Source organism: Streptomyces araujoniae, from assembly GCF_050871195.1.
GTDB classification, from domain to species: domain Bacteria; phylum Actinomycetota; class Actinomycetes; order Streptomycetales; family Streptomycetaceae; genus Streptomyces; species Streptomyces bacillaris.
The window spans coordinates 4,609,802-4,633,132 of the sequence record NZ_CP194070.1 but is presented as its reverse complement, the minus strand read 5'-3'; the positions used below and the strand labels follow the sequence as shown (position 1 = coordinate 4,633,132).

The 23,331-nt window shown below is 73.8% G+C and carries 20 protein-coding genes; 10 read left to right on the top strand and 10 right to left on the bottom strand.

The window, feature by feature from the left end; genetic code table 11:
- Positions 1-5: 5 nt before the first annotated feature.
- On the bottom strand, positions 6-905 hold the full coding sequence (purU, locus tag ACQ9ZG_RS19870) for a formyltetrahydrofolate deformylase (RefSeq protein WP_018490644.1): 900 nt from the start codon (positions 903-905) through the stop codon (positions 6-8).
- Between the two features lie 28 nt (positions 906-933).
- On the bottom strand, positions 934-1,380 hold the full coding sequence (locus tag ACQ9ZG_RS19865) for an SCO4402 family protein (RefSeq protein ID WP_028416824.1): 447 nt from the start codon (positions 1,378-1,380) through the stop codon (positions 934-936).
- Positions 1,381-1,554: 174 nt separating this feature from the next.
- On the opposite strand from ACQ9ZG_RS19865, the gene ACQ9ZG_RS19860 reads away from it, so the two are divergent.
- Positions 1,555-2,832, top strand: a complete 1,278-nt coding sequence (locus ACQ9ZG_RS19860) for an ABC transporter substrate-binding protein (protein ID WP_109916875.1) — start codon at positions 1,555-1,557, stop codon at positions 2,830-2,832.
- Positions 2,833-2,929: 97 nt separating this feature from the next.
- Here the strand turns inward: ACQ9ZG_RS19860 and ACQ9ZG_RS19855 are convergent, their stop codons facing one another.
- On the bottom strand, positions 2,930-4,486 hold the full coding sequence (locus ACQ9ZG_RS19855) for a hypothetical protein (RefSeq protein WP_499280976.1): 1,557 nt from the start codon (positions 4,484-4,486) through the stop codon (positions 2,930-2,932).
- Positions 4,487-4,672: 186 nt separating this feature from the next.
- On the bottom strand, positions 4,673-6,055 hold the full coding sequence (locus tag ACQ9ZG_RS19850) for an NsdA family TPR-like regulatory protein (protein WP_028416827.1): 1,383 nt from the start codon (positions 6,053-6,055) through the stop codon (positions 4,673-4,675).
- Between the two features lie 296 nt (positions 6,056-6,351).
- Here ACQ9ZG_RS19850 and ACQ9ZG_RS19845 point away from each other — a divergent pair, with 296 nt between their 5' ends.
- From ACQ9ZG_RS19845 to ACQ9ZG_RS19825, 5 genes are all read left to right on the top strand, one after another.
- Positions 6,352-7,038 (top strand): bifunctional DNA primase/polymerase, encoded by a 687-nt coding sequence (locus tag ACQ9ZG_RS19845; protein ID WP_028416828.1) that lies wholly within the window; start codon positions 6,352-6,354, stop codon positions 7,036-7,038.
- 61 nt (positions 7,039-7,099) lie between these two features.
- Complete coding sequence (locus ACQ9ZG_RS19840; RefSeq protein ID WP_109916734.1) at positions 7,100-7,963, top strand: ABC transporter ATP-binding protein; 864 nt, start codon at positions 7,100-7,102, stop codon at positions 7,961-7,963.
- Positions 7,960-9,597, top strand: coding sequence for a transporter (locus ACQ9ZG_RS19835; RefSeq protein ID WP_109916735.1), 1,638 nt, complete (start codon positions 7,960-7,962; stop codon positions 9,595-9,597). Before ACQ9ZG_RS19840 ends, ACQ9ZG_RS19835 begins: the two co-directional genes overlap by 4 nt.
- A 96-nt stretch (positions 9,598-9,693) precedes the next feature.
- The gene (locus ACQ9ZG_RS19830; protein WP_309076642.1) at positions 9,694-10,263 is read left to right on the top strand and encodes an RNA polymerase sigma factor; all 570 of its coding nucleotides are present in this window, start codon (positions 9,694-9,696) and stop codon (positions 10,261-10,263) included.
- Positions 10,260-11,114, top strand: coding sequence for an Ada metal-binding domain-containing protein (locus ACQ9ZG_RS19825; RefSeq protein ID WP_499280973.1), 855 nt, complete (start codon positions 10,260-10,262; stop codon positions 11,112-11,114). Before ACQ9ZG_RS19830 ends, ACQ9ZG_RS19825 begins: the two co-directional genes overlap by 4 nt.
- Positions 11,115-11,165: 51 nt before the next feature.
- On the opposite strand, the gene ACQ9ZG_RS19820 is transcribed toward ACQ9ZG_RS19825, so the two are convergent.
- The 6 genes from ACQ9ZG_RS19820 to ACQ9ZG_RS19795 all read right to left on the bottom strand — a co-directional run bounded on the left by ACQ9ZG_RS19820 (position 11,166) and on the right by ACQ9ZG_RS19795 (position 17,568).
- Positions 11,166-11,834, bottom strand: coding sequence for a LysE family translocator (locus ACQ9ZG_RS19820; protein ID WP_028416832.1), 669 nt, complete (start codon positions 11,832-11,834; stop codon positions 11,166-11,168).
- The gene (locus ACQ9ZG_RS19815; RefSeq protein WP_258312281.1) at positions 11,831-13,129 is read right to left on the bottom strand and encodes an ATP-grasp domain-containing protein; all 1,299 of its coding nucleotides are present in this window, start codon (positions 13,127-13,129) and stop codon (positions 11,831-11,833) included. Before ACQ9ZG_RS19815 ends, ACQ9ZG_RS19820 begins: the two co-directional genes overlap by 4 nt.
- A 49-nt stretch (positions 13,130-13,178) precedes the next feature.
- Entirely contained in the window at positions 13,179-13,514 is a 336-nt protein-coding gene (locus ACQ9ZG_RS19810; RefSeq protein ID WP_018490632.1) for a Rieske 2Fe-2S domain-containing protein, read from the bottom strand.
- Positions 13,502-14,923 (bottom strand): iron-containing redox enzyme family protein, encoded by a 1,422-nt coding sequence (locus ACQ9ZG_RS19805; protein WP_018490631.1) that lies wholly within the window; start codon positions 14,921-14,923, stop codon positions 13,502-13,504. Before ACQ9ZG_RS19805 ends, ACQ9ZG_RS19810 begins: the two co-directional genes overlap by 13 nt.
- 99 nt (positions 14,924-15,022) lie before the next feature.
- On the bottom strand, positions 15,023-16,060 hold the full coding sequence (locus tag ACQ9ZG_RS19800; RefSeq protein ID WP_258312280.1) for a class I SAM-dependent methyltransferase: 1,038 nt from the start codon (positions 16,058-16,060) through the stop codon (positions 15,023-15,025).
- Between the two features lie 350 nt (positions 16,061-16,410).
- Positions 16,411-17,568: a transposase gene (locus tag ACQ9ZG_RS19795; RefSeq protein WP_499280971.1), complete on the bottom strand. Its 1,158-nt coding sequence runs from the start codon at positions 17,566-17,568 to the stop codon at positions 16,411-16,413.
- Positions 17,569-18,076: 508 nt separating this feature from the next.
- Here ACQ9ZG_RS19795 and ACQ9ZG_RS19790 point away from each other — a divergent pair.
- The 4 genes from ACQ9ZG_RS19790 to ACQ9ZG_RS19775 all read left to right on the top strand — a co-directional run bounded on the left by ACQ9ZG_RS19790 (position 18,077) and on the right by ACQ9ZG_RS19775 (position 23,328).
- The gene (locus tag ACQ9ZG_RS19790; protein WP_109916891.1) at positions 18,077-19,552 is read left to right on the top strand and encodes an amidase; all 1,476 of its coding nucleotides are present in this window, start codon (positions 18,077-18,079) and stop codon (positions 19,550-19,552) included.
- Positions 19,553-19,661: 109 nt separating this feature from the next.
- A complete protein-coding gene (locus ACQ9ZG_RS19785; RefSeq protein WP_109916890.1) occupies positions 19,662-21,164 on the top strand; it encodes an MFS transporter in 1,503 nt (500 codons plus the stop codon).
- Positions 21,165-21,223: 59 nt separating this feature from the next.
- On the top strand, positions 21,224-21,895 hold the full coding sequence (locus ACQ9ZG_RS19780) for an HAD family hydrolase (RefSeq protein WP_499280969.1): 672 nt from the start codon (positions 21,224-21,226) through the stop codon (positions 21,893-21,895).
- Between the two features lie 200 nt (positions 21,896-22,095).
- Positions 22,096-23,328 carry a glycosyltransferase family 2 protein gene (locus ACQ9ZG_RS19775; protein ID WP_499280968.1) on the top strand — a complete coding sequence of 411 codons (1,233 nt, stop codon included), beginning with the start codon at positions 22,096-22,098 and terminating at the stop codon, positions 23,326-23,328.
- The last annotated feature ends 3 nt before the right edge of the window (positions 23,329-23,331 follow it).

The window sequence follows — 23,331 nt, the reverse complement described above, 5'->3', positions numbered from 1 at the left end:
CCGGATCAGTTGAAGATCACCGTTCGGTGGCCGTTGAGCAGGATGCGCCGCTCCGCGTGCCACTTCACCGCGCGGGCCAGCGCCTGGCACTCCACGTCCCGGCCGATCGCGACGAGCTGGTCGGGGGTCACGTCGTGGCCGACGCGCTCCACCTCCTGCTCGATGATCGGGCCCTCGTCCAGGTCGGCGGTGACGTAGTGGGCGGTGGCGCCGATCAGCTTCACGCCCCGGGCGTGCGCCTGGTGGTAGGGCTTGGCGCCCTTGAAGCTCGGCAGGAACGAGTGGTGGATGTTGATGATCCGGCCGCTCAGCTGCTTGCACAGGTCGTCCGAGAGCACCTGCATGTAGCGGGCGAGGACGACCAGTTCGACGTCCTCCTCACGGACCAGCTCCAGCAGCCGCGCCTCGGCCTCCGCCTTGTTGTCCCGGGTCACCGGGAGGTGGCGGAAGGGGATGCCGTACGAGGCGACCAGCTCGGCGAAGTCCGTGTGGTTGGAGACGACGGCCGCGATCTCGACGGGCAGCGCCCCCGTACGGGAGCGGAACAGCAGGTCGTTGAGGCAGTGGCCGAACCTGCTGACCATCAGGACGACGCGCATCCGCTCCGCCGGCCGGTGGATCTGCCACTCCATCCGGAAGGCCTCGCCGATCGCGGCGAAGCTGGCGCGCAGCTTGTCCACGGTCACGGTGGCGTCCGCCGAGAAGTGGACGCGCATGAAGAACAGACCCGTGTCGTGGTCCCCGAACTGCTGGCTGTCCTCGATGTTGCAGCCGGTCATGAAGAGGTAACTCGACACGGCGTGCACGATGCCCTGTTTGTCGGGGCAGGAGAGGGTGAGGACGTACTGCTCGGGCAGGGCGGTGTCCGAGGCGGCCGGGGGCGTGGCGGGCTGCGGTGCGGTCATCCTCGTAGGGTGCCACAGCCGCCCGGTGTCAGGCGGCTCTGGTCATGATGCGGATGACGTCCAGCGAGCGCGGCGGGATGTCGGGGTCCTCGCCGTCGTTGGTGGCGAGCATCACATGCGCCTCGCGGGCCGCGTGGACCGCCTCCGGCCAGCCGTGGTGCTCCAGGTAGGCCGAGACGGGGGCGTCCGCGCCCACCTGGTGCATGATCCGCAGGACCCGCAGGGCGGCGGCGTCGACGGCGGCGGCCTCGGCGGAGTCCCTGAACATGGTGCCGACGTACTTCTCGGCGGACCAGTTGTCGAGCCAGGTGTCCTCGACCAGGCGGTACACGGCGTCGGTGACGTCCCCGTACCCCTCCCGGCCGGCGAGCCAGCACTCGTGGTGGAAGACGGGGTCGGAGAGCATGTGCAGCGCCGAGCGCACGTTGGTGCGCCAGCGCCACCACGGCATGTCAGTGAGCGGCATGACGCCCATGGTGGAGGAGCGACGGCCGCGACGGGAAGAGTTCTCCGAACCTTGCTGCACGGTCGTCGATCGTACGTTCCCCTCCGGAGGGCTCGCGCGGGCCCCCGCAATTCACCTCCTCGTCACCGAGCGTTGAAGAGCGCACACCATGGCGTTACCCCGGGGGTGCGAGCGTTGCTGAACATGACCGGACGGAGACGCACCGCCTTCCCCCGCCCCTTCCCCCTCCTCATCGGCACGGCGGTGGCCGGAGCGCTGCTGCTGTCCGGCTGCGGCGTGCTCCCCGGAGGCCCGGGGGGCTCCGGGGAGCCGGTCACGGTGATGACCTGGGCCCCCGACCAGGTGGACGACGTCGACGCGGTGAGCATGCCGGGCGTGCCCGCGATGGCCCGGACGTACGCCCGCTGGATCAACGAGCGGGGCGGCATCCGCGGCCGGGAGCTGCGGGTCATCACCTGTGACGAGCGCGACACCGCGGCGGGCGCCGAGCGGTGCGCCCGGCAGGCCGTGGACCGGGGGGTGGCCGCGGTCGTCGGTTCGTACAGCCGGCACGGGCAGAGCGCCATCCCGGTGCTGGAGTCCGGCGGCATCCCCTACATCGGCGGGTACGGCGCCTCCGAGGAGGAGTTCCGCAGCTACCTCTCGTACCCGGTCAACGGCGGCCAGTCGGCGCTCCTCGCGGGGCACGGGCGGCAGTTGGCGGACGGCTGCGAGCGGGTCTCGCTGGTGCGGCCCGACTCGATCGGCGGGGCCCGGATGCCGCAGCTCCTCAACACCGGGCTGCTCGCCGCCCGGCGGCCCGAGTCCACCGACATCCTGGCCCCGGAGCGCGCCACCTCCTACGACGAGCAGGCGGCGAAGGCGTTGCGGCGGGCGGGCGGCACCTGTGTCGCGGCGGTGCTCGGTTCGCGTACGGAGACCTTCTTCGACTCCTTCCGGCGGCTGGAGCCGGAGGGCGAGCGGGTGCGGATCTCCTCCGTGCTGGGCAGCGTCAGCCAGCCGCTCATCAACCGCACGGGCGGCCGGAAGAGCCCGTTCGAGGGGGCCTACGTCACCGGCTGGTACCCGGACGCGGGCGATCCGCGCTGGCACGAGATGCGCGAGGTGATCCGGAAGTACGCCTTCGGGGACAACCGCATCGACCCGGACGACACGGGCGTGCAGACCACGTGGATCGCGTACACCGTGCTGCGGGCGGTCGTCGGGACGATCGGCGACGACACGGTCACCGCCGGCAAGGTCACCTCGTCGCTCAACCGGGGCACCGAGGTCGACACGGGCGGTCTGACCCCGGTGCTCCGCTGGCGGTTCAAGGACCTGCTGGGGACCTCGCCGTACCCGCGGATCGTCAACGCGGAGGTGACGTTCCAGGTGGTACGGGAGGGGCGGCTCACCGCCCAGAGGAAGGGCTTCGTGGATGTCGCGGAGGCCCTGTCGGACGCCCGGCGGACGGCGGGCTGACGCTCCGGGCCGCCGGGGCCGCCGCTCCGGAGGCCCAGACCGCCGCTCCGGGGGCCCGGGGTCCAGGCCCCGCTCGGGGCCCCGGACCTCCGTCGGATCACAGCTCCACGGGGGTGTGCTTCGTCAGGCCGTACTTCTCGGCGATGGCGTTCCACAGCGCGGCGGCCTCCTTCTTGGCCTTGGTCGCCTCGCCGCTCTGCCGGTTGGCGCGGGCCGTCTCGTTCGTCGACCGGGCCTTGCCGTCCTTGCAGACGCTCTTGCTCTTCTTCGCCTGCCGGGCCCACGCGGCGTAGTGGTCGTCGGCGGCGGCCGAGGCCTTCCACGCCCTGGTGAGCGAGGAGTTGAGCGCCTCGTGCTGCGGCAGCTCGTCCAGGGTGAGGGCGTCCAGCCGGGTCACCAGGTCGCGGCGCTGCTGGGCGGCGCCCTTCAGATCGGCGTCGGCCGTGTCCAGGTCCGTGCAGGACTTGATCTTCTCGACCGCGCTGATCACCGCGGCCCGGCTGTTGTTGCTGTCGGCCAGCAGCTTGTCCAGCGCCTCGGCCTGCGGCTTCGCGGGGTCGGGCGGCGGCGCCTCGGTGGTGGGGGTGGCGGGCGGTGAACTCTGCGAGGCGACCGTCTGCGTGGTGCCCTTGGCCTTGTCGTCGTCACCGCCGCCGCTGAGCAGCGCGCCCGCGCCGAGTCCGATGACCGCGCAGCCGACGACGACCGCCGCGATCAGGGGCACATGGGCGCCGCGCCGGCGCGGGGGGTCACCGCCGTCGTCGTACGGGGGCGGCTCGGCGGCCCCGTCGTCGCCGCGGAACCCCTGGAGCCCGGACTGGTAGCCCTGCGGGTCCTGGGGCGGCAACCGGCCGCCGGGGTGGCCGTGCCGGGGCTGCTGGGAGGCGCCCTGATGGCCCTGGTGGGGCGGTTGGTCGTAGCGCTGGGGCGGCAGCTGCTGGGTGGCGTCCGCGGGCGCCTCGGCCCGGAACAGGTTGTCGAACTCGGAGGGCGGTTGCCGCTCCTCCGGCGCGCCCGGCCTGATCCCGTACGGGGCTCCGCCGGGCACGGGCGGGATGTACTGCGTGGCGTCCGCGTCGCCGCCCGGGGCGGGGGCCGGGACCGGCGCGATGTACTGCGTGGCGTCGGCGTCCCCGCCGGGCGCGGCCTCCGGCGGCAGCGGCTGCGCGTACGGCTGGGGCTGCTGGTACGGCTGCTGCTGGTGGGACTGCTGGGACTGCTGGGGCTGGTACTGCTGGTGCTGCTGGTAGGGGTCGGAGTGCTGCGGCTGCTGGGGCTCCTGGTACGCCCCGGCGCCCCCCTGCCCGTACGACTGCGGAAGCTGCCCCTGCCCGCCGTACGCCTGGTCCTGCCCCTGGGCGGGCGGCAGCGGCTGGGAGTGCTGCTGGTGGGACTGCGGGTAGCCGTACGCCCCCGGCGCCTGCCCGCCCGGCTGCTGCGGGGCGTCGGACCGCGGCCCCCAGGGCTGGCCCCACGGCTGCCCGCCCGCGGGCACGGCCTGTCCGGCGTCCTGCCCGGCGCCCTGGTCGGCCGGGCCGCCGGTGGGCGCCCCCGGGATCCAGGGGGCGCCGCCGTCCGAGGGCAGCACGACACCTTCGTGCGCGGGCCGTCCGGCGGGGTGCTGTTGCTCGCCGCCCTGTCCGCTCTGCGTCACCGGGACTCCTACGTGTCAACCAACGGAATCGTCGGCTCACGCTATCGGGTGGTCGCCCGCCTCCGCCAAGCGCGTGGTCCCCCTCACCACCCCTTCACAGGCGGGTAACACCCAGCTCCCGAAGGACGCTGTTAACGGACGGCCCGCCGCGTCCGGACGGACCGCACCCGGGGGTTCACCCCGTTCTCACGCCGCCTGGAGCTCCAGCCGCTCGCCGAACTCCCGTACGGCGGGCTCCTGTCCGTACGGCGCCAGGCGCTGCTGGAGGTCGTCGAGATACTCGGCGCCCCGGCTGGAGCGGACCGTCCCGAGCAGCTCCATCGCCCGCGTGCCGGTGTGGCAGGCGCGCTCCACCTCGCGCTGCTGGACCTGGGCCGAGGCGAGCAGCACGAGCCCGATGCCCCGGCGCCGGGCCCGGGTCTCCGGCAGCGCGGCCAGCGCCTCCTTGGCCCGGCGCGCGGCCTCCGCCGCCTGGCCGAGGTCCCGGTGGCAGTGGGCCAGCTCGTCCGCGAGGTAGCCGTGGTCGAAGTGGGCGATCCAGTCCGGGTCGTCGCCCGTCTCCGGCTCGGCCTGCTCCAGCGCGGCGACCGCGCGGGCCATCACCACCTGGCAGGTGCGGGCGTCCCCGAGGAGCGCGTGGCCCCGGGCCTCCGCCGCGTGGAACATCGCCTGGGCGCGCGGGGTGACCTGGCCGCGGGCGCCCTCCTGGGCGGCGCGGGCGAGTTGGGCGATCTCGCGCGGGTTGCCGAGCTGGGCGGCGAGGTGGCTCATCGAGGCGGCGAGCACATAGCCGCCGTACGCCCGGTCACCGGCGGCCTGGGCCAGCCGCAGCGCCTGGATGTAGTAGCGCTGGGCGAGACCCGGCTGGCCGGTGTCGACCGCCATGTAGCCGCCGAGTTCGGTGAGACGGGCGACTGCGGCGAACAGCTCGCGGCCGACCTGTTCGCGGTACGCCCCCGAAAGCAGGCCGGAGACCACGCTGTTGAGGTAGTGCACCAGGACCGGGCGGACATGGCCGCTGCCGAAGCGGTGGTCCAGGTCGGTGAGGGCGGTCGTCATCGCCTTCACCGCCGCCACGTCGGCCATCCCGACCCGGGCCCCGGCCGCGCGTTCGACCTGGGGGTCCTTGCCGGAGATCAGCCAGTCGCGGCTGGGCTCGACGAGGGCGGAGGCGGCGACGGCGGAGCCGGTGAGCAGATCGCGGCGGCCGACGTCGCTGCGCCACAGCTCGCAGACCTGCTCGATCGCCCCGGCGACGGTCGGTGCGTAGCTCAGGCCCACACCGGAGGCCAGGTTCTTGCCGTTGGCCATGCCGATCTCGTCGATCGTGACCGTACGGCCCAGCTTGCGGCCGATCGCCTCGGCGATGATGCCCGGGGCCCGGCCCCGGGGCTGCTGTCCGCGCAGCCAGCGGGCCACGGACGTCTTGTCGTACCGCAGATCGAGGCCGCGCTCGGCCCCGACCATGTTGACGCGGCGCGCGAGGCCCGCGTTGGAACAGGCGGCTTCCTGGATGAGTGTCTGGAGCCGTTCGTTGGGCTGGCGGGCTACGAGAGGCCTTGCTGCCATATTTCCCCCTGGAACAGTCTGAATAGGTGGATACGCGGATACGCGCTGATCGATGGAAGGATCACTGCCCGTCACCTGCTCAAGAAATGCGCATATTCCATCGGCATTCGGTACGGGCACGGCGAGTTGCCCGTCCAGGGCAGGACGGGACGCCCCGGCCCTGGTGGGTGCTACCCCCGCAACGGGGCACCGCCTCACGCGCGCCCCCGCCCGTGCTCCGATGCGCCCCGCATGCAGGATCGATGCGCCGCCCCCCGGTTCAGGGCAGGCCGTAACCCCAGGTGACGGCGGGAGTTGTGCTGGTCGTGGAAGAGCCCATGGGAGTCACGGAAGCCGCAACGGTCCCTCAGCAGCGGGGCGAGCAACTGCTCGACGCCGCCGTGCGATACGCGGAAGAGCGCCACTGGGACGTGTTCCCCGGCACCTGGCTGGAGGCGGTGGAGGGGATCGAGCGCTGCTCCTGCGGCGAGCGGGCCTGCCCCCTGCCCGGGGCCCACGCCGACCGCCCGGACTGGGCGGGCCAGGCGACCGGCAGCGGGGCGGCGGCCCGGCGGATGTGGTCCCGGCAGCCGCGCGCCTCGGTGCTCCTGCCGACCGGCCGCGCGTTCGACGCGCTGGAGGTGCCGGAGTCGGCCGGGTTCCTGGCGCTGGCCCGGATGGAGCGGATGGACCTCACGCTCGGCCCGGTGACCTGCACCCCCGACCGCCGGATGCTCTTCTTCGTGCTCCCGGGCGCGGCGGCCAAGATCTCCGAACTGGTGCGCGCGATCGGCTGGAACGCGGAGGCGATCGATCTGACCGGCCGCGGCGAGGGCCACTACATCGCCGCCCCGCCCACCCGGGTCGGCGGGCGCGGGGCCGTGCAGTGGGCCCGTAAGCCCACGACCGTCAACCGGTGGCTGCCCGATGTGGACGAGCTGGTGAGCCCGCTGGCGTACGCCTGCGCACGCGAGGCTGCGGACGCCCGCGCCCGCGCTTCGTAGCACCGGAAGGCGCCTTTCGTAGGCTGGTCCCCGTCAAGTGGGGACATCGAAAGGCTGTGCCATGCCGGACCGGGCAGTTGCACGTGACAACACGGGCGCGCACGACGCGCCCACGGGAGCGACGGAAGCGGGGGCGACGGCGGGCGGTGCGCGGACCGCGCCCCCCGCCGTCCGCGTACAGGGGCTGTGGAAGCGGTTCGGGGACCAGGTCGCCGTCTCGGGGATCGATCTGGAGCTGCCCGCGGGCAAGTTCATCGGTCTGGTGGGGCCCAACGGGGCCGGCAAGACGACGACGCTCTCCATGGTCACCGGGCTGCTCCGGCCCGACATGGGGAAGATCGAGGTCGCGGGGCACGACGTGTGGACGGACCCGGTCGCGGTGAAGTCCCGGATCGGGGTGCTTCCCGAGGGGCTGCGGCTCTTCGAACGGCTGTCGGGGCGCGAACTGCTCGCGTACAACGGCCGGTTGCGCGGGCTGCCGGGCGACGAGACCGACAAGCGGGCCGCCCAACTGCTGGACGTCCTCGACCTGGCGGGCTCGCAGGACAAGCTGGTCGTCGACTACTCGACCGGTATGCGGAAGAAGATCGGCCTCGCCGCCGCCCTCCTGCACAACCCGGAAGTGCTCTTCCTGGACGAGCCGTTCGAAGGCGTCGACCCGGTCTCCGCCCAGACCATCCGGGGCGTGCTGGAGCGCTACACCCGGTCCGGGGCGACCGTGGTCTTCTCCAGCCATGTCATGGAGCTGGTGGAGTCGCTCTGCGACTGGGTGGCCGTGATGGCGGCGGGCCGGATCAAGGCGCAGGGCACGCTGGAGCAGGTCCGCGGTGACGCGCCCTCGCTCCAGAACGCCTTCCTCGAACTGGTCGGCGCGGGCGGCCGGGACGCCGGGGACGCGCTCGACTGGCTGGGCGGCGCCCGATGAGCGTGCTGGACGCCCCGGTCACCGCCGCCGCCCCGGCGCCCCCGGCGACGGGCCTGACCTCCACCTTCGTACGGCTCAAGCTGACGCTCCTGCGGAACGGGCTGCGGCAGTCGTCCGGGCGGAAGGCGGCGTTCATCGCCTCCCTCGTCTTCGCCCTGCTGGTCGCGGCGGGCCAGGTCCTCGCCCTCGTCCTGCTGCGCGGCAACGCGAACGCGGGCACGGTCGTGGTGCTGCTGACGGCCGTGGTGGCGCTCGGCTGGGCGGTGCTGCCGCTCTTCTTCCCCAGCGGGGACGACACCCTCGACCCGACCCGGCTGGTGATGCTGCCGCTGCGGCCCGAGCCGCTGGTGCGGGCGCTGCTGGTCTCCTCGCTGATCGGGATCGGCCCGCTGTTCACCCTCTGCCTGGTGGTCGGCTCGGTGATCGCGCCGGCGCACGGGGCGGCGGGCACGGTCTTCGCGGTGCTCGCGGTCCCGCTGACGATGCTGCTCTGCGTGGCGCTGTCCCGGGCCGTCACCACCGCCAACGTACGGCTGCTCAACTCCCGCAAGGGCCGTGACCTGGCGGTGCTCAGCGGGCTGGTGATCGCGGTCGGCATCCAGTTCGTCAACTTCGGCGCGCAGCGGCTCGGCGAGGCCGGCGGGCTCTCCACGCTGGAGCCGGTCGCGGACGTGGTCCGCTGGCTGCCCGGCGCCTCCGCCGTGGCGGCGGTGGACGCGGCGTCGCGGGGGTCGTACGGGGTGGCGGTCGCGCAACTGCTGGTCACGGTGGCGGCCCTGGGAGCGCTGGTGTGGCTGTGGCAGCGGGGTCTGGTCAAGCTGATGACCGCGCCGGACGGCTCCACGGTGGCCGCCGCCGCGCCGACCCGCAGGGAATCGGGCCGCACCGGGCTGTCGGGGCTGCTGCCGGAGGGCCGTACGGCGACGGTCGCGCACCGCAGCCTGCTCTACATCGCCCGGGATCCGAAGACCAAGGCGGCCTGGGTCACCGCGCTGGCGATCGGCGCGATCGTGCCGCTGATCAACGCGCTCCAGGGCACCGGCTCGATCTACTTCGCCTGCTTCGCCGCCGGGATGCTCGGCATGCAGATGTACAACCAGTTCGGCCAGGACACCTCCGCCTTCTGGATGGTCGCCCTGACGATCTCCTCCACCCGGGACGCGTACGTCGAACTGCGCGCCCGCGCCCTCGCCCTGCTGCTGATCACGCTCCCGTACACGGTGGTGGTCTGTGTGGCGACGGCGGCGCTGCTGGGCAGCTGGCAGGCGCTGCCGGGGGTGCTCGGCATCTCCTTCGCGCTGCTGGGCGCGATGCTGGGGATCGGTGCGGTGGCCTCGGCGCTGTTCCCGTACTCCATCCCGCAGGAGGGCGCGTTCAAGAACGTGGCGCCCGGGCAGGGCGGGCTGGCGTGGATCTCCATCCTCGGCGGCATGCTGGCCGCGCCGGTGCTGGCCGGTCCGGTGATCGCGCTGACGGTCTGGCTGCACCTGGCGGACCACCAGTCCGCGCTCTGGCTGGTGATCCCGGCCGGGGCGGTGTACGGGACGCTCCTCGGGTCGGCGGGCCTGCGCATCGCGGCCCCGCGCACGGCGAACCGGCTGCCGGAGATCCTGACGGCGGTCAGCAAGGGGTGAGGCCCGGGGTCCGTACGGCGTCCGGGCGGGGGACGCCGTGCGGGCCCGCGTGCAACCGCCGGGCGCGGCGTGGTGTTGTGATGGGTGATGGATGAGATGCCTCTTCAGACGCCCGAGCTGCTCGCGGTGGATCTCGACCGCGGCTTCGCCGAGCTGGTGCGCTCCCACGGCGGGGTCGTGTACTCCGTGCTGCTGCGCCTCTCCGGCAGCTCGCGCGATGTGGAGGATCTCGTACAGGACACGTTCCTGCGGGCGTACACCGCGCTGTCCGGGTATCCGCCCGAGCGGCGCGCGGCCCTCCAGCCGAGGGCCTGGCTGCTGGCGATCGGTACGAATGTATGGCGCAACCATGTACGGACGCTGACCCGCCGGCCGGTCGCGGAGTCGGGCGTGGACGTCGGGGAGCTGCCGCTCGCCGACGGACGGCCGGGCCCCGAGCAGCGGGCGGAGCACGTGGTCGAGCGGGAGAGGCTGGTGGCGGCGCTCGCCGAGCTGCCCGAGCGCTACCGGGTTCCGGTGGTGCTCCGGCATATCGCCGAGCTTGGGTACGCGGAGATCGGGGACCTGCTGGGGTGTCCGGTCGGCACGGTCAAGGCCCAGGTGTCACGAGGACTGGCGGCGTTGCGCGCGATGCCCCGGCTGGCGCAGGAGGAGGTGATCCGATGAGTGGTCGGTACGAGGGACCCGATGGACCGGCCGGTGCGGCGCGGGCCGGGCTGAACGGTACGGCGAGCGCCGACGGCACACCGTTCGGGTTCGACGGCCTGCGGGAGCCCATGCCGGTGGATCTGGGGATCCGGATCCTGCGGCGGGCGGGCGTCGCCGAGCGCGCGTACGACCGGTACTCCCTGGTCGAGGGCCCGGTGGTGGCGCTGTTCGTGGCCCACGGCCGGGGGGCGGTGACCGGGGCCGGTCCGGTGGACGGGTACGCGGGGCCGGAGGACTTCGAGGAGCGGCATCTGCTGCGGACCGGCCGGGCGGCGCTTCCGGCGGGCAGGCCGCTGCCGGGGGTCGTCGGGGCGCTGCGGACCGGCCGGGACCGGAACCTGCGCTACGACTACGGGGCGCTGCCGGAGTCCCGGTCCCGGGTCCTGGAGGCGGTCCGGGGCATTCCGCGCGGCCAGGTGCGGCCGGTGGCGTGGCTGGGGGCCGAGGCGGGGGTGCCGGAGGCCACGGCGGCGGAGCTGCTGGAGGCGGTCCGGTCCGGCCCGGCCCCGGTGCTGATCCCCGTCCACCGGCTCGGTGACGAGGACGGCCGGCCGGTGGAGTGCGGGCTTCCGACGGCGCTGGTCGAGCGGCTGCGGGCCCACGAGGGGATCGACGAGGAGCGGCTGGGGCGGTTCGCCGCGTCCGGTACCCACTATCTGGGCAGCGGCACCACGAGGATCTTCTGCTACCCGACCTGTGCGCACGCCCGCCGGATCACCGACCGGCACCGGGTTCCGTTCGGGTCGGTGGCCGCGGCGCGGCGGGCCGGGTACCGGCCGTGTCTGAGCTGCCGTCCGGTGGCGGCCTGAGCTTCCGTCCGGTGGCGGCCGTATCCCGGCCGCCCGGCGCCGCGCGGCCGGTCAGCGGACGAACAGGGTGAGGGCGAGGCCCAGGAGGACGAGCCCCGCGACGGCGTTGCCGATCCGGGCGGCGAGCGGGGGGAACGCGGCCTCGCCCGCCGTCCGCCGCGCCACCACCCGTACGCCCACTTCGGTGAGGACCAGCAGCCAGAGCGCGCCGATGGCCAGGTAGACCAGGGCCAGCAGGGAGAGCGCGGCGGCCGACGGGGCCTCGACGGGCAGGAACTGCGGGAGGAAGACGGTCAGGAAAAGGCCGACCTTCGGATTTCCGGCGGTGCAGAGGAAGCCGAGCAGCAGGTGTCGCGGCAGCCGGTCGGCGGGCGGTTCTCCCGCCGCGGGGGGCTGCGGGGCGGCCTGTCCGGGCCGCAGGGCCTCCCACAGGGCCCGGGCGCCGGTCAGGGCCAGCACCAGCGCCCCGGCGATCTGCCAGAGCAGGAACAGTTCGGGCCGGAGCAGCACCACGGCCATGCTGCCGGTGACCGCGGCGACGGCGTATCCGGCCCCGGCGATCAGCATGCCCGCCGCGGCGGCCAGCACCGGAGGGCGACGGCGGGCGCGGCTGACCAGGCGCAGGACCAGCATGCTGTCCGGGCCTGGACTGCAGATCACGGCCGTGCAGCTGGCGAGGAAGGCCGGGCTGGCCGCCACGGCGAGGGCCGTGGAGGTCACCGGGGGCCGCCCGGCCCGGTGGGCGCGGGGGCGGGCGCGGGGGTGACGATCAGGGCGTCCTCCATCGCGCGGACCGCCGCGGTGTCCTTGGCGACCTGCTCGGGGTCGGGGTGGGCGAGGACGACGAAGCCGAGGGTGAGGGTGGCCAGCAGGTCGCGGGTGACCTCGATCAGGTCGCCGTCGCGGAGCCTGACCGCCGAGTGGTGGTAGGAGGGCAGCTCCCGGATCCCGTGCAGGGCGGCGGTGTTGGAGACGGTGCCGGGCCGGCGGGCCATCAGGAACAGCACGGTCATGTGCCGCAGCAGGCGGTACGCCTCCGGGGCGGCCTCCTCCCCGGCGTACCAGCGGACCGCGCGGTGCACCTGGCTGTCCCCGGTCGCCGCGAGGTTGAAGGCGGGGTGGCCGCCCCCGTGCGGGCGGCAGTTGATCTCGATCAGCCGGGGGCCGTCGGCGGTGAGCATGATCTCGATGTGCGCGGTGCCGTGCCGCAGGCCCACCGCGTCGAGGACAGCCTCCGCGTAGCGGGTCAGCACCGGCACCTCGGGGGTGTCCGGAGCGACCCAGGTGAGGCTCTCGTAGACGGCCATCTGCCCGTCGTTGTCCGTCTTCCCGTAGCGGCAGATGTCGGCGACGGTGTGCCGGCCCCGGTGGCTGAAGGTGTCGACGACGAACTCGGTGCCGTGGGCGTACTCCTGGACCAGCATCCGGTCGTTGAGATTGTGCCACTGGTTGATCCGGCCGAGCTGGGCGTCGAACGGGATCCGCCAGTCCGTCCCGGCCCTCACCCGGGTGACCCCGTCGGTGCTGCCGCTCTTGGGCGGCTTGACCACGAGGTCCCTGCCGTGCAGGCCCTCCCGGTCGATCCAGGCCCGTACCGCGTCCGGGTCGTCCGTGCAGATCTGGGCGATCGTGGGGACGCCCGCGGCGCGCAGGGCCCGGTCCATGGCGCCCTTGTCCCGGCGCGCGGCGGCGAGCGCCGGAACGTTGGCCTGGTCCGGGAGCAGCCGTTCGGTGAGCTGGTCGGCGAGTTCGACGCCGCTCTCGGCGCCCGCGAGCACACAGCGCGGCGACAACGGCCGCAACGCTTCCACCAGTTGCTCCAGATCGCCGTCGAAGTGGAGGATCCGGTGGTGGAGCTCGGGGTCCCAGGAGTCGGCGTAGGCCGCGGGCACGGCCGGCAGCGAGCTGACCGCGACCGTGGCGATGCCCCGGGAGGCGAACTCCGGTGCGTACTGCGCCCCGGAGGAGAACGGATCGACGATGACGGCTGCCTGGGAGACGGGCAAGGGGTTCAACGGGGGATCCTGTTCTGCCGGGGCGGTCGCACGCCGCTCCCGCGGCGGTTCAGACCCCGGCGGTGAGCGCCGGGGACAGCGGTAGATGGCAGAGTTCCACGGCGGCGCCCGCCGGGCCCGGCAGCACCGCGGTGACGGTGTCGCCGGACCGGACGGCGGGCACCTGGCGGCGGAGCCGGGTGAGCGAGGTGCCCCGCTCGTGCCAGGGGCAGACGAGCCGTCTGCCGTCCGGGTCCGGCACGCCCAGGTTGAGCGGGCCGCCCCGGTGCGGGCAGGAGGCGGGGAGCACCGCGCCCCCGGCCTCGGTGCGGATGTACACGTACGGGAGGTCGGCGACCCGGACGCAGTTGCCCGCGCCGCCGGTCCGGAAGGTCACGAGAGGCATGTGCGGTGGTCTCCGACCGAGTAGATCTGGTAGACGCACTCGTCGGACTCGATGATCGCGCCGTGCAGGCGGTTGCGCTGGATCACCGTGCCCTCCCCCGCCTCCAGGATGCGGTAGGAGTTGAAGCCGCTGACGAAGCGCATGGTGCCGCTGACGATGTGGCAGAGTTCGTCGCCCTCGTGGCTGTGGGTGTTCGACAGTTCGCCGTGGGGTTCCACGATGTCGGCCACGGGGACGGTGACCCGGCCCTCCTGGATCGCCGCGTAGACGGGGGCGTGCAGCTCCTTGTAGCGGTCGGCGTCGTCCATCCAGGCGATCTGGGTGGCGAAGTCGTCGTCCGCGATGGTGCTCAGCAGCCGGAACTCCTCGATGCCGCGCACGATCTCCGGGATGATCTGCTCGCCGTGCCGCTCGATCAGCGGCTTCACCAGCTTGTCCAGCGCCATCCGCCCGTGGTGCTGGTCGATGTGGACGTGCTCGGAGAAGTACCGGGCGTCCGCGGCGCCCTCGAAGACGTCCGCGAGAAGGCTCTCCGCGCGGCGGCAGAAATCGACCAGCGTGCTTTCCGTGTAGTACAGCGCGCCGACATAGCGGAAGAAGTTCTCGTGGTTCTTCCCCAGGTAATGGAAGTAGTTGTTCAGCGCCAGGCTGGAGACCAGGTAGTACTGCCAGTACCGGTGGACGTCGGAGCCCAGCCCGACGGATTCCAGGGTGGCCTCGAAAAGCGTGCTGTGCTTGGTGTCGTGGACGCCGTAACCGTACTCGTCGATGAGGATCTTGAACCATTCGGACTGCTCGGGCCCGTAATAGCCGAGGACGTTCCGGGCCATCGGCGAGGCCTCGGAGAGGAAATCGGGGGCGAACTGGATCAGCCACATCCGGGCCGCCCGCCGCGGGTCGGCGGAGTCGCGGATCGCCTTCTCCGCGGGGGACGCCTCGCCCTGGGCGTAGACGTCCAGGCCTTCCAGGTAGGTGAGCAGGCCTTCGGTGGTCCAGTCGCCGCTGACCTCGACCTCCTGATCGAGGAAGCCGAAGGCGAAACGTTCCAGCGCGGGCCTGATCATCTCGCCGCGGGCCCGGTTGTCCGGGCTGTAGTAGCGGCGGAAGTCCTCCGTCAGCTTGCCGAGACCGGCCTTCGGGAAGAACACGAGGTCGGCCTCGTAGACGCTGGTGAGCAGGCGCTGGGCGGCCAGGCTGCTGTACTCCAGGACCTGTGCGCGGCCCGGCACCCGGTCGAAGTCCAGATACGGCAGCACCTGCGGGCGCAACTGCCGGCGGTAGGGGTTGTCGGAGTTCTCCCACTCCTCGTTGTCCGTGTAGACGGGGTTGGCCGCGTAGGCGATGACGGCCTCGCGGAGCGCGTCACCGCGCAGTTCGAACGGCTGGTAGGGAACAGGTGCGTGCGACATGTTCGGGTCTGCCTTCCGCTGATGAAGGGGGTGGGGCCGGGGTCCGGGAGGCCACACGAGGGGTGGCCGGACGGGGGCCGGTCCCGCGAGGGGCGGGGCTCAGGCGAGGGAGAGGCTGGTCTCGCTCCAGGAGAGGTCGAGCACCAGGGTGGATCCGGCCTCGACGTCGAGCGGTTCGGCCAGCGGGACCAGCGCCTGCATCCAGTGGGAGCCGATGTTCTCCGGCGAGTTGCGCAGGGTGACACCGCCCCCGAGGTCCATCTCGAACCAGGCGGCCAGTCCGTGCACCGTTCCCGACTCCCGTACCGGAACGGCCAGTTTGCGTCCGCCGGGCCCCAGCGGATCCGCGGAGAAGTCGAAGGAGACCAGCTCCACCGGCTCCGAGAGCGCCCGGTGCGGCCAGGTGTGCAGCCGGATCGGGAAGTGGCCCGGGGTGGCGAAGGAGTTGAGGCGGGAGACGTCGAATCCGCTGGCCGAGCCGACCCGGTTGAGATTCACCGCGTTCTCGCTCTGCAGCAGCAGGCCCAGCAACCGGGCCCGGCGCGGGAGCATCACCCCGCCCGGGGCGAGGAGTTCGGCGCGCGCGTGCCGGATCGAGGGCAGGATGCCCTCACCGATCAGACCGCAGTCCACGATCTCGGAGATCACCGCGTCCACCCGCCGGGGCAGCTCCCGGCCGACCACCAGCTCGTCGGAGCGGCAGGACAGCACGGTCACCCGGTCGGCGAAGCCCTCGGCCGCCACCACCTGCCGGGCCACCTCCGCCATCAGCGGGTTCGCCTCGCAGCTGTAGACGTGGGCGGCCCCGGCGCGCACGGCCATCATCGCCAGCAGGCCGGTGCCCGCGCCGATGTCCAGCACCGTGCCGCCCCGTGGGACGACCCGCTCCAGGGCGGTGGCCAGGGCGTCGTTGCGCTCGTGGTCGTTGAGCATGGCGAAGTGCCAGCGCGGCACCGACGCGCGGGCGAACTCGCGGAAGGCGGGGAGCGCCGTCGACAGTCCGTCCGGCTCGGCCAGCACCTGGGCCGTCGCCTCCGCGACCCGGCTGAGCTCCTGGGCCCTGGCGCGGAGTCCCGCCAGGGCCAGTCGTATGTCGCCCTCAGCCGTCAGATCGGTGATGCTCGTCAATTGAGGCATGTCGATTCGCAGACTCCTAAGCGGAATGGCATTCGAGACACGCTGGCACGGGAAACGGCGCCGGGCCGCCCTGACCGGGCCCCGGTCTGCCCCTTGCCCCGTTCGGGAATAGCACCGCACGCGAGAGGAACATGGATTTACGGGTGGTGTCGAAAAGTCGAACCTGTGCCGGCGGTGGAGTTCCCGGAAGGGAATTCCTGTGTTCGGTTCCCTCTGCGCCGCGTCGATTAGAGCATTGCCCCGAGTACAGGGCAAGGGCATGCGCCGAGGAGCAGTACTTGGCCCCGGCGGGTCTCAATGACCTCGGGAATAAGCCCAGTTGGGCCGCACCGGAGGCGGGAATCCGTTCTTCACCGGCTGCGGGGGGCCCGGCCGCGCGGGTGCGAGGGTTCGGTCCTGACCGGGTGCGGGGAGCCGGGCTGCGGGGGGCCCGGCTTCGCCGCCCGCGGGGCGGCCTCCAGGCGCAGGGCGGCGGCCGTCATCGCCAGGGTGGTGTGCCGGTACCAGGCCACCCAGCGGCGCACATGGTGGCTGCTGAGCCCGGCCCGGGCGTCGGCCTCGTGGACGGCCCGGGCGGCGGCCGGGCCCGCCGCGGTCATCGTGCGGGCCGCCGGGATCCCGGGGGCGGAGAGCGAGGCGTGCAGCAGGAAGCGGGAGATACGGCCCGAAGGGTGGCGGCGGGCGAGAAGGGTGAGGCCGAAGCCGGGGGCGGGGCGCCCGAACGCGGCTCCGAGGCTCCGGCTGAGCAACTGCCAGGACTCGTTCTGCCGGGACTCCGCGGGCGGCACCGGGGGGCCGGGGATCTGCGGCAGCTCGACGCAGAACGGCAGGCGCTGGTGGCAGAGCCACCGGCGCAGCCCGGGGTCGGCGAACTCCGGTCCGCCGAAGACCCAGCCGATGGGGACCGAGGCCGCGACCGCGCGCTCCAGCATCTCCTGGCCGAGGTCGGCCATGCTCTGCGGCCGGACGCGCTCCGGCGGCACCCCGGCCCGGGCGCAGCGCTCCGGGTCCGAGGTCCACCGCGGCGGCAGGTGCAGCTCCCGGTCGATCAGGCCACCCACGCCCCGGGACACGTAGCAGAGCAGGGCCGCCACCTGGGTGTTGCGCTCATGGCCCGCCGCCCCGGCCGGGGTGACCGCGACCGCCCCGGCGCCCGCGCGCACCGTCTCGTGGCGGCAGAGCACCACACAGGGCCCGGAGGCCCCCAGGCGCGGCACCACATGCGAGCGGACGCTGTCGCGGAGCAGGTCGGCGTCCCAGACCGTGCGGGTGAGCAGCCGCTGGGTGCTCCACACACTGCCGGACCCCGCCCGGGCGGCGATCTCCACGGCGCTGCCCCGGGCAGGGTCGGCCAGCAGTGCCTGTACGTAGGCCAGCGCCAGGTCACGCGGCTCCGCCCGGGCGAAGTGGCCGCCGAGGAGCGCCAGCATCTCGGGGGGAGCGGGGGGACGGGCGGGGGCGGCGGGACGGGCCGGACGGGATCGAGACGAACGAGGTAAGCCGGTCACAGCCGAAACCTCCGATAGGTCTAGACCTGAATATGCGCGGCGAGGATAGTCGGTCCCCGGCGCTCCGGGTAACCCCCCGGAAGCGCCCGGTGACAGCGGCGCAGGTCCACGGTCCGGGCCGGGTCGGACGCCCCCGTACAGCACCGGCGCCACCCGGTCCGGGAGCACCGGCGCAGCCCCGCACCGCCCCCGCGGGAATCCGTACACCCCGCCACGGCACCCGGGCGCGCCCCGGACCCGCCGCCCCGTGCCGTCCCGCGCACCCCCGTCCACCCCGCGCACCCCCCGGGCGCCACTCCCCGTACCCCGCCGCCCCGTGCCGTCCCGCGCACTCGTCCACCCCGCGCACCCCCGTCCACCCCGCGCACCCCCCGGGCGCCACTCCCCGTACCCCTCCGGCCCACCGCCCCGTGCAATCCCCGTGCCGCTCTGTGCAACCCGCGTGCCGCGCCCGGTGTTTCCTCCACGTCCGCATCGATCAGACCCCCGACTCCAGACGAGGCGTGAGATGAGCGAACCCACCGAGCTGAGCGCCATCCGGCTGGCCGAGGCGATCCGCAACCGCGAGATCTCCCCGGTCGAAGCGGTCCAGGCCGCGCTGGACCGGATCGAGAAGGTCAACCCGGCCGTCAACGCCTTCGTCACCGTCTGCGGTGAGCGCGCGCTCGAACGGGCCGCCGAGGCCGAACGGGCCCTCGCCGACGGCACCGCGACCGGTCCGCTGCACGGTGTCCCCATCGGGGTGAAGGACCTCGACCCGGTGGCCGGGGTCCGGATGGCCCGCGGCTCGCTCGTCTTCGCCGAGGACATCCCGCAGGAGACCATCCTCTGCGTCGAGAAGCTCGAACAGGCCGGCGCGATCGTCGTGGGCAAGACCAACACCCCCGAGTTCGGCTTCAAGGCCACCACCGACAGCGCCCTGTTCGGCCCCGCCTCCACCCCGTTCAACCGGGCCATGAACGCGGGCGGTTCCTCCGGCGGCAGCGCCGCCGCGGTCTCCTCCGGCATGGTGCCGCTGGCCCAGGGCTCCGACGCGGGCGGATCGCTGCGCGTGCCCGCCGCCTTCTGCGGGGTCTTCACCCTGATGCCGACCTTCGGCCGGGTGCCGGTGCCCGCCAAGCCCAACGCCTTCCGCCGGTTCAACCCGATGGTCTGTTACGCGCCCCTCGCCCGCACCGTCGCGGACGCCGCACTCGGCGTCGACCTGATGTCCGGCGCCCACCCCTACGACCCGTACTCGTTCCCCGCCCCCGAGAAGCTCACCGACGCCCTCCACGGGGACCTCACCGGGCTCACCGTCGGCTACAGCCCCGACCTCGGCGGCTACCCGGTCGAGCCGGAGGTCGAGGCCGCCGTCCGGGCCGCCCTGCCCGCGCTCCGCGACGCCGGGGCCACGGTCGAGGAGACCGGCTTCCGGCTGCCCCTGCCGCACGGGGACCTCACCGCCATGTGGCGCCGCTACCTGTCGGTCGCGCACGCCGAGTCCGCCGCGATCTCCCGCGACAACGGGATCGACCTGCTCGGCGCCTACGCCGGCTCCATCGACCAGGGCTATCTGGACTCCGTCCGGGTCGGGGAGTCGTTCAGCGCCGTCGACTTCCGGCTGGAGGACCTCGACCGCACCCGGGTGCTCTACGCCTTCGAGGAGCTCTTCGACCGGTACGACCTCGTGGTCAGCCCGGTGAACGCCGTCGCCGGCATCCCCAACTCCGCCGGACGCGACACGGTCGGCCCCGACACCGTCGAGGGCCAGGCGGTCGACCCGTTCGTCGGCTGGTCCCTCACCAGCCCGTTCAACCTGATCGGCAGTCCCGCCGCCTCCGTTCCCGTCGGCCGGGCCCGCAACGGCGTCCCCGTGGGACTGCAGCTGGCCGCCCGCCGCCGGAACGACGCCCTCGTCGTCCGCGCCGCGGCCGCCATCGAGAGCCGGCTGCCCTGGGCGGCCGGCTACGAGGACCTGGACCTGGACGCCACCACCGTCTGACCCGGCCACCGTCCGACCCGGCCACCGGCCGGACGGACACCGGCAGCCACCGGGGCCGTCCGGGCGGGCGGCCCCCTCCCCGGGCGGGGAGCGAAGATCGGAGAAACCCGTGCACACCACCACCGGCGGGCGCAGCGGAGTCGGCGGCAGCGCCGCCCTTCTCGTGCTGCTGGTCGGACAGGCGATGGCCAACATCGACCTGGCGATCGTCAACCTCGCCGTACCCGCGATCAGCACCGACCTCGACGTCGGCAGCTCCGAGCTGACGCTCATCGTGACCGCGTACGCGCTCTGCTCCGCCGTGCTCCTCGCCCCGGCCGCCCGGCTCGGCGAACGCCAGGGCGTCCGCCGGGTCTACCTCTGGGGGCTGACGCTCTTCACCTTCGCCTCCGTGGTCTGCGGGCTGGCGACCAGCGCCGCCGTCCTCATCGCCGGACGGTGCCTGCAGGGGGCCGCGACCGCCCTGATGATCTCCCAGGTGCTGGTCGGCATCCACCGCTGGTTCACCGGCCCGGCCCGCGCCCGCGCCCTGGGCTGGAACGTGCTCACCCTCTCCGGCGGCGCCGCGCTCGGCCAGGTCCTCGGCGGCACCATCGTCTCCGCCGACCTGCTGGGCACCGGGTGGCGGGCCGTCTTCCTGCTCAACCTGCCCATCGGCGTGCTGATCCTGGCGCTCGGCCTCTTCCTGCTCCCGCACGACCGCCCCGCCACCGCACCCGGCCGGGGCGACAACGACATCCCCGGCACCGTGCTGCTCGCCGCCACCGTGCTCGCCGTCCTCATCCCGCTCAGCCTGGAGCGGCCCGACTGGATCTGGGTGCTGCTGGCCGCCGCCGTACCGCTGGCCGTGCAGTTCATCCGTACGGAACGGCGGGTCATCGCCCGCAACGGCACGCCCGCGCTCGACCTGCGCCCGCTGAGCGCCACCACCGTCCGCTGGTCGCTGGCCTCCTACGCCGGCACCACGCTGACGTACATCGCCATGCTCTACCTGCTCTCCCTCCACCTCCAGCAGCAGCTGGGCCTCCCGGCCTGGCAGGCGGGCCTGGTCCCGCTCGGCTGGGTCCTCGCCTTCGGTCTGGCCGGCCCCGCCTTCGCCCGCTCCCCGCAGGCCCTGACCCGCTTCCTGCCGTTCATCGGCTGCGCCATGCTCACGGTGACGTACGCGCTCGCCTCCTTCGTCCCCGCCGGTGCGGGCACCGCCATCTGGCCGCTGACCGCCGTGCTCTGCATCGGGGGCTTCGGCCTGGGCATCAACCACACCTCGCTGCTCAACCTGCTCACGGCCACCGTCTCGCCCCGTCACGCCGGGACGCTCAGCGGCACCGTCAACACCCTCTCCACCGTCGTCGGGGTCACCGGCGTCGCCCTCTTCGGCGCCGCCTACTCCTGGTTCAGCCGCAGCGACTGGGCCGGGTCCGCGACCGCCTGGGTCCTCACCTGCGCCGGGCTCGCCCTCATCGCCGGGCTCTGCAGCTTCGCCGCGCTCCGCGCCATCGCCACCGCCCCGGACGGCCCTGCGGACCCCGACGCCACGGCCGACGCAACCGTCGCGCCCACCACGGTGTTCTCCACCAAGGAGAACACCGGACACACGACCCCCGCCGACTGATCCGCCCGCACCGCCCGCTCCCCCGGCGGGAGGCGCCGAACCACGAAGGACGACCAGCGATGACCGCGCCCGAACCGCACTCCCTCCAGGCCAAGGCAGCCCTGTTCGACCTCGACGGCACCCTGGTGGCCACCGAGCACCGCAGCCGTGCGGCCTGGACCCGGCTCTTCACCACCCACGGCCTGCCCGTCGACGACGCGCTGCTGGCGACCTTCGTCGGGCGGCGCGGCCAGGAAGCCCTGGCCGACCACGTCGACCGGTTCGGCGGGCCCACCGTCGACGAACTCTTCGAGGAGGCGTGCGGCTATCTGATGGGCCCGGACAGCCCGCCGCCGTACGCCGTTCCCGGGGCCGCCGGCCTCCTCGCCGACCTGCACGGCCGCGGTGTGCCCCTCGCCGTGGTCACCTCGGGGCTGCGGGCCCACGCCACCGAGCTGCTCGAACACGTCGGCGGCGCCGGACTCTTCCAGGTCATCGTCACCGCCGAGGACGTCCAGGCGGGCAAGCCCGACCCCCAGGGGTATCTGGCCGCCTGCCGGGCCCTCGGGGTCCACCCCGCCGACGGGATCGCCTTCGAGGACGCCCCGGCCGGGGTCAGCGCCGCCGCGGCCGCCGGGCTGCGCTGCGTCGCGCTCACCACCACCCACCCGGCGGCCGACCTGGCCCACGCCGATGTGGTGGTGCCCGACCTCACCGCCCTGCGCTGGGCCCGGGACGCCGAGGACCGCTGACCACCGGCCGGGCCCGGGGCCCGACGGCAGCAGGCCCCCGGCCCCGTACGCCGGTGACCGCCGGCCTCGTACGCCGGTGACCGCCGGGCGCTCAGGCCGGTGACCGCCGGTCCCGTACGCCGGTCCCTCGGCGCCCGTCCCGTACGCCGGTCCCGTCCGGCATCACCGAAAGTCACCCGACCCCCTGGGGAGCCGCGAACATGTCCGCCGCCCGCCCGTCCGAGCCCGCCGCCCTGGCCGCCTCGGTCACCAGCAGCCTGGTCCTGGTCCACGACCCGGTGTGCCGCGCGACCGCGCCCGACTACTGGGACTGGTCGGCCGACGCCCATCGCACCGCCGTGCGGGCGCTCACCGCGATCGACGACGAGCGCGTCCGGACGGCGGCCGGACGCCTCACCGGCGACCCCGCCGACGACACGGCCGCCGCGGCCCTCACGACGGCGCTCACCACGCTGCTGTCGCGCCCGGACGGTCCGGGCGACACCGCCGCCGGCGCGCTGCGCGACGCCGCCGCCCGCACCGAGTCGCTCTCCCGGCTGCTCGTCCGGCCCGGCTCCCCCTCCCCGTCCGGGCCCGCCGGGGAGGCACCCGGCGCCGAGGAGCTGCTGGCCGCGGTGGCCCGCAAGCCGCACGGCGGCGACCACCCCGTGGACGCCGCCGTGGTCATCCCGTTCCGCGCCCCCGACGACGCCACCGGCCGGGTCCGCAACCTGGCCGCCGTCCTCAACGCGCTGGCCGACCAGTCCCACCCCCGCGACCGCTACCGCGTCGTCGTGGTGGAGAGCGACAGCCGGTCGCGCTGGCGCGACCTGTTCGCGGACGCCTGCGACGCGTACGTGTTCGCCCCCGATCCGGGCCGGTTCAACAAGTCCTGGACGGTGAACGTCGGCGTGGTCCACGGGGCCCGCCCCGCCGAACTGGTCTGCGTCCTGGACGGGGACATCCTCGTCGACCGGGACTTCGTCGCCCGCGCCGTCGAACGGTTCGCGCGCCCCGGGACCCAGGCCCACTGGCCGTTCGAGGACATGCTCTTCCTCGACCCCTCCGCCAGCTCCCGCGCCGTCCGCGCCCGGTGCCTCGACGGGGCCGCCGAGCCCGGCCGGGAGCGGCTGCGCGGTGTCCTCCTGCGCCGGCCCCCGGGGGGCTGCGTCTGGCTGCGCGAGGACCTGTTCACCCGGATCGGCGGCATGGACGAGCGGTTCTGCGGCTGGGGCGGCGAGGACCAGGACTTCGTCTGGCGCGCCGAGCGGTACGGCCCGATGGACCGGCACGGCGATCCGCTCGTGCACCTGCACCACGACCGCGCCGCCCACCGCGGCGACGGCGGCATCCCCTTCTACGAGGAGGTGGAGCGCGCCGGGTTCTGCAGCTGGCCCTGCGACTCCGACTTCGGCCGCCTGGACAGGAACTCCGGCGCGTCCGGCGGAGGATGAGCA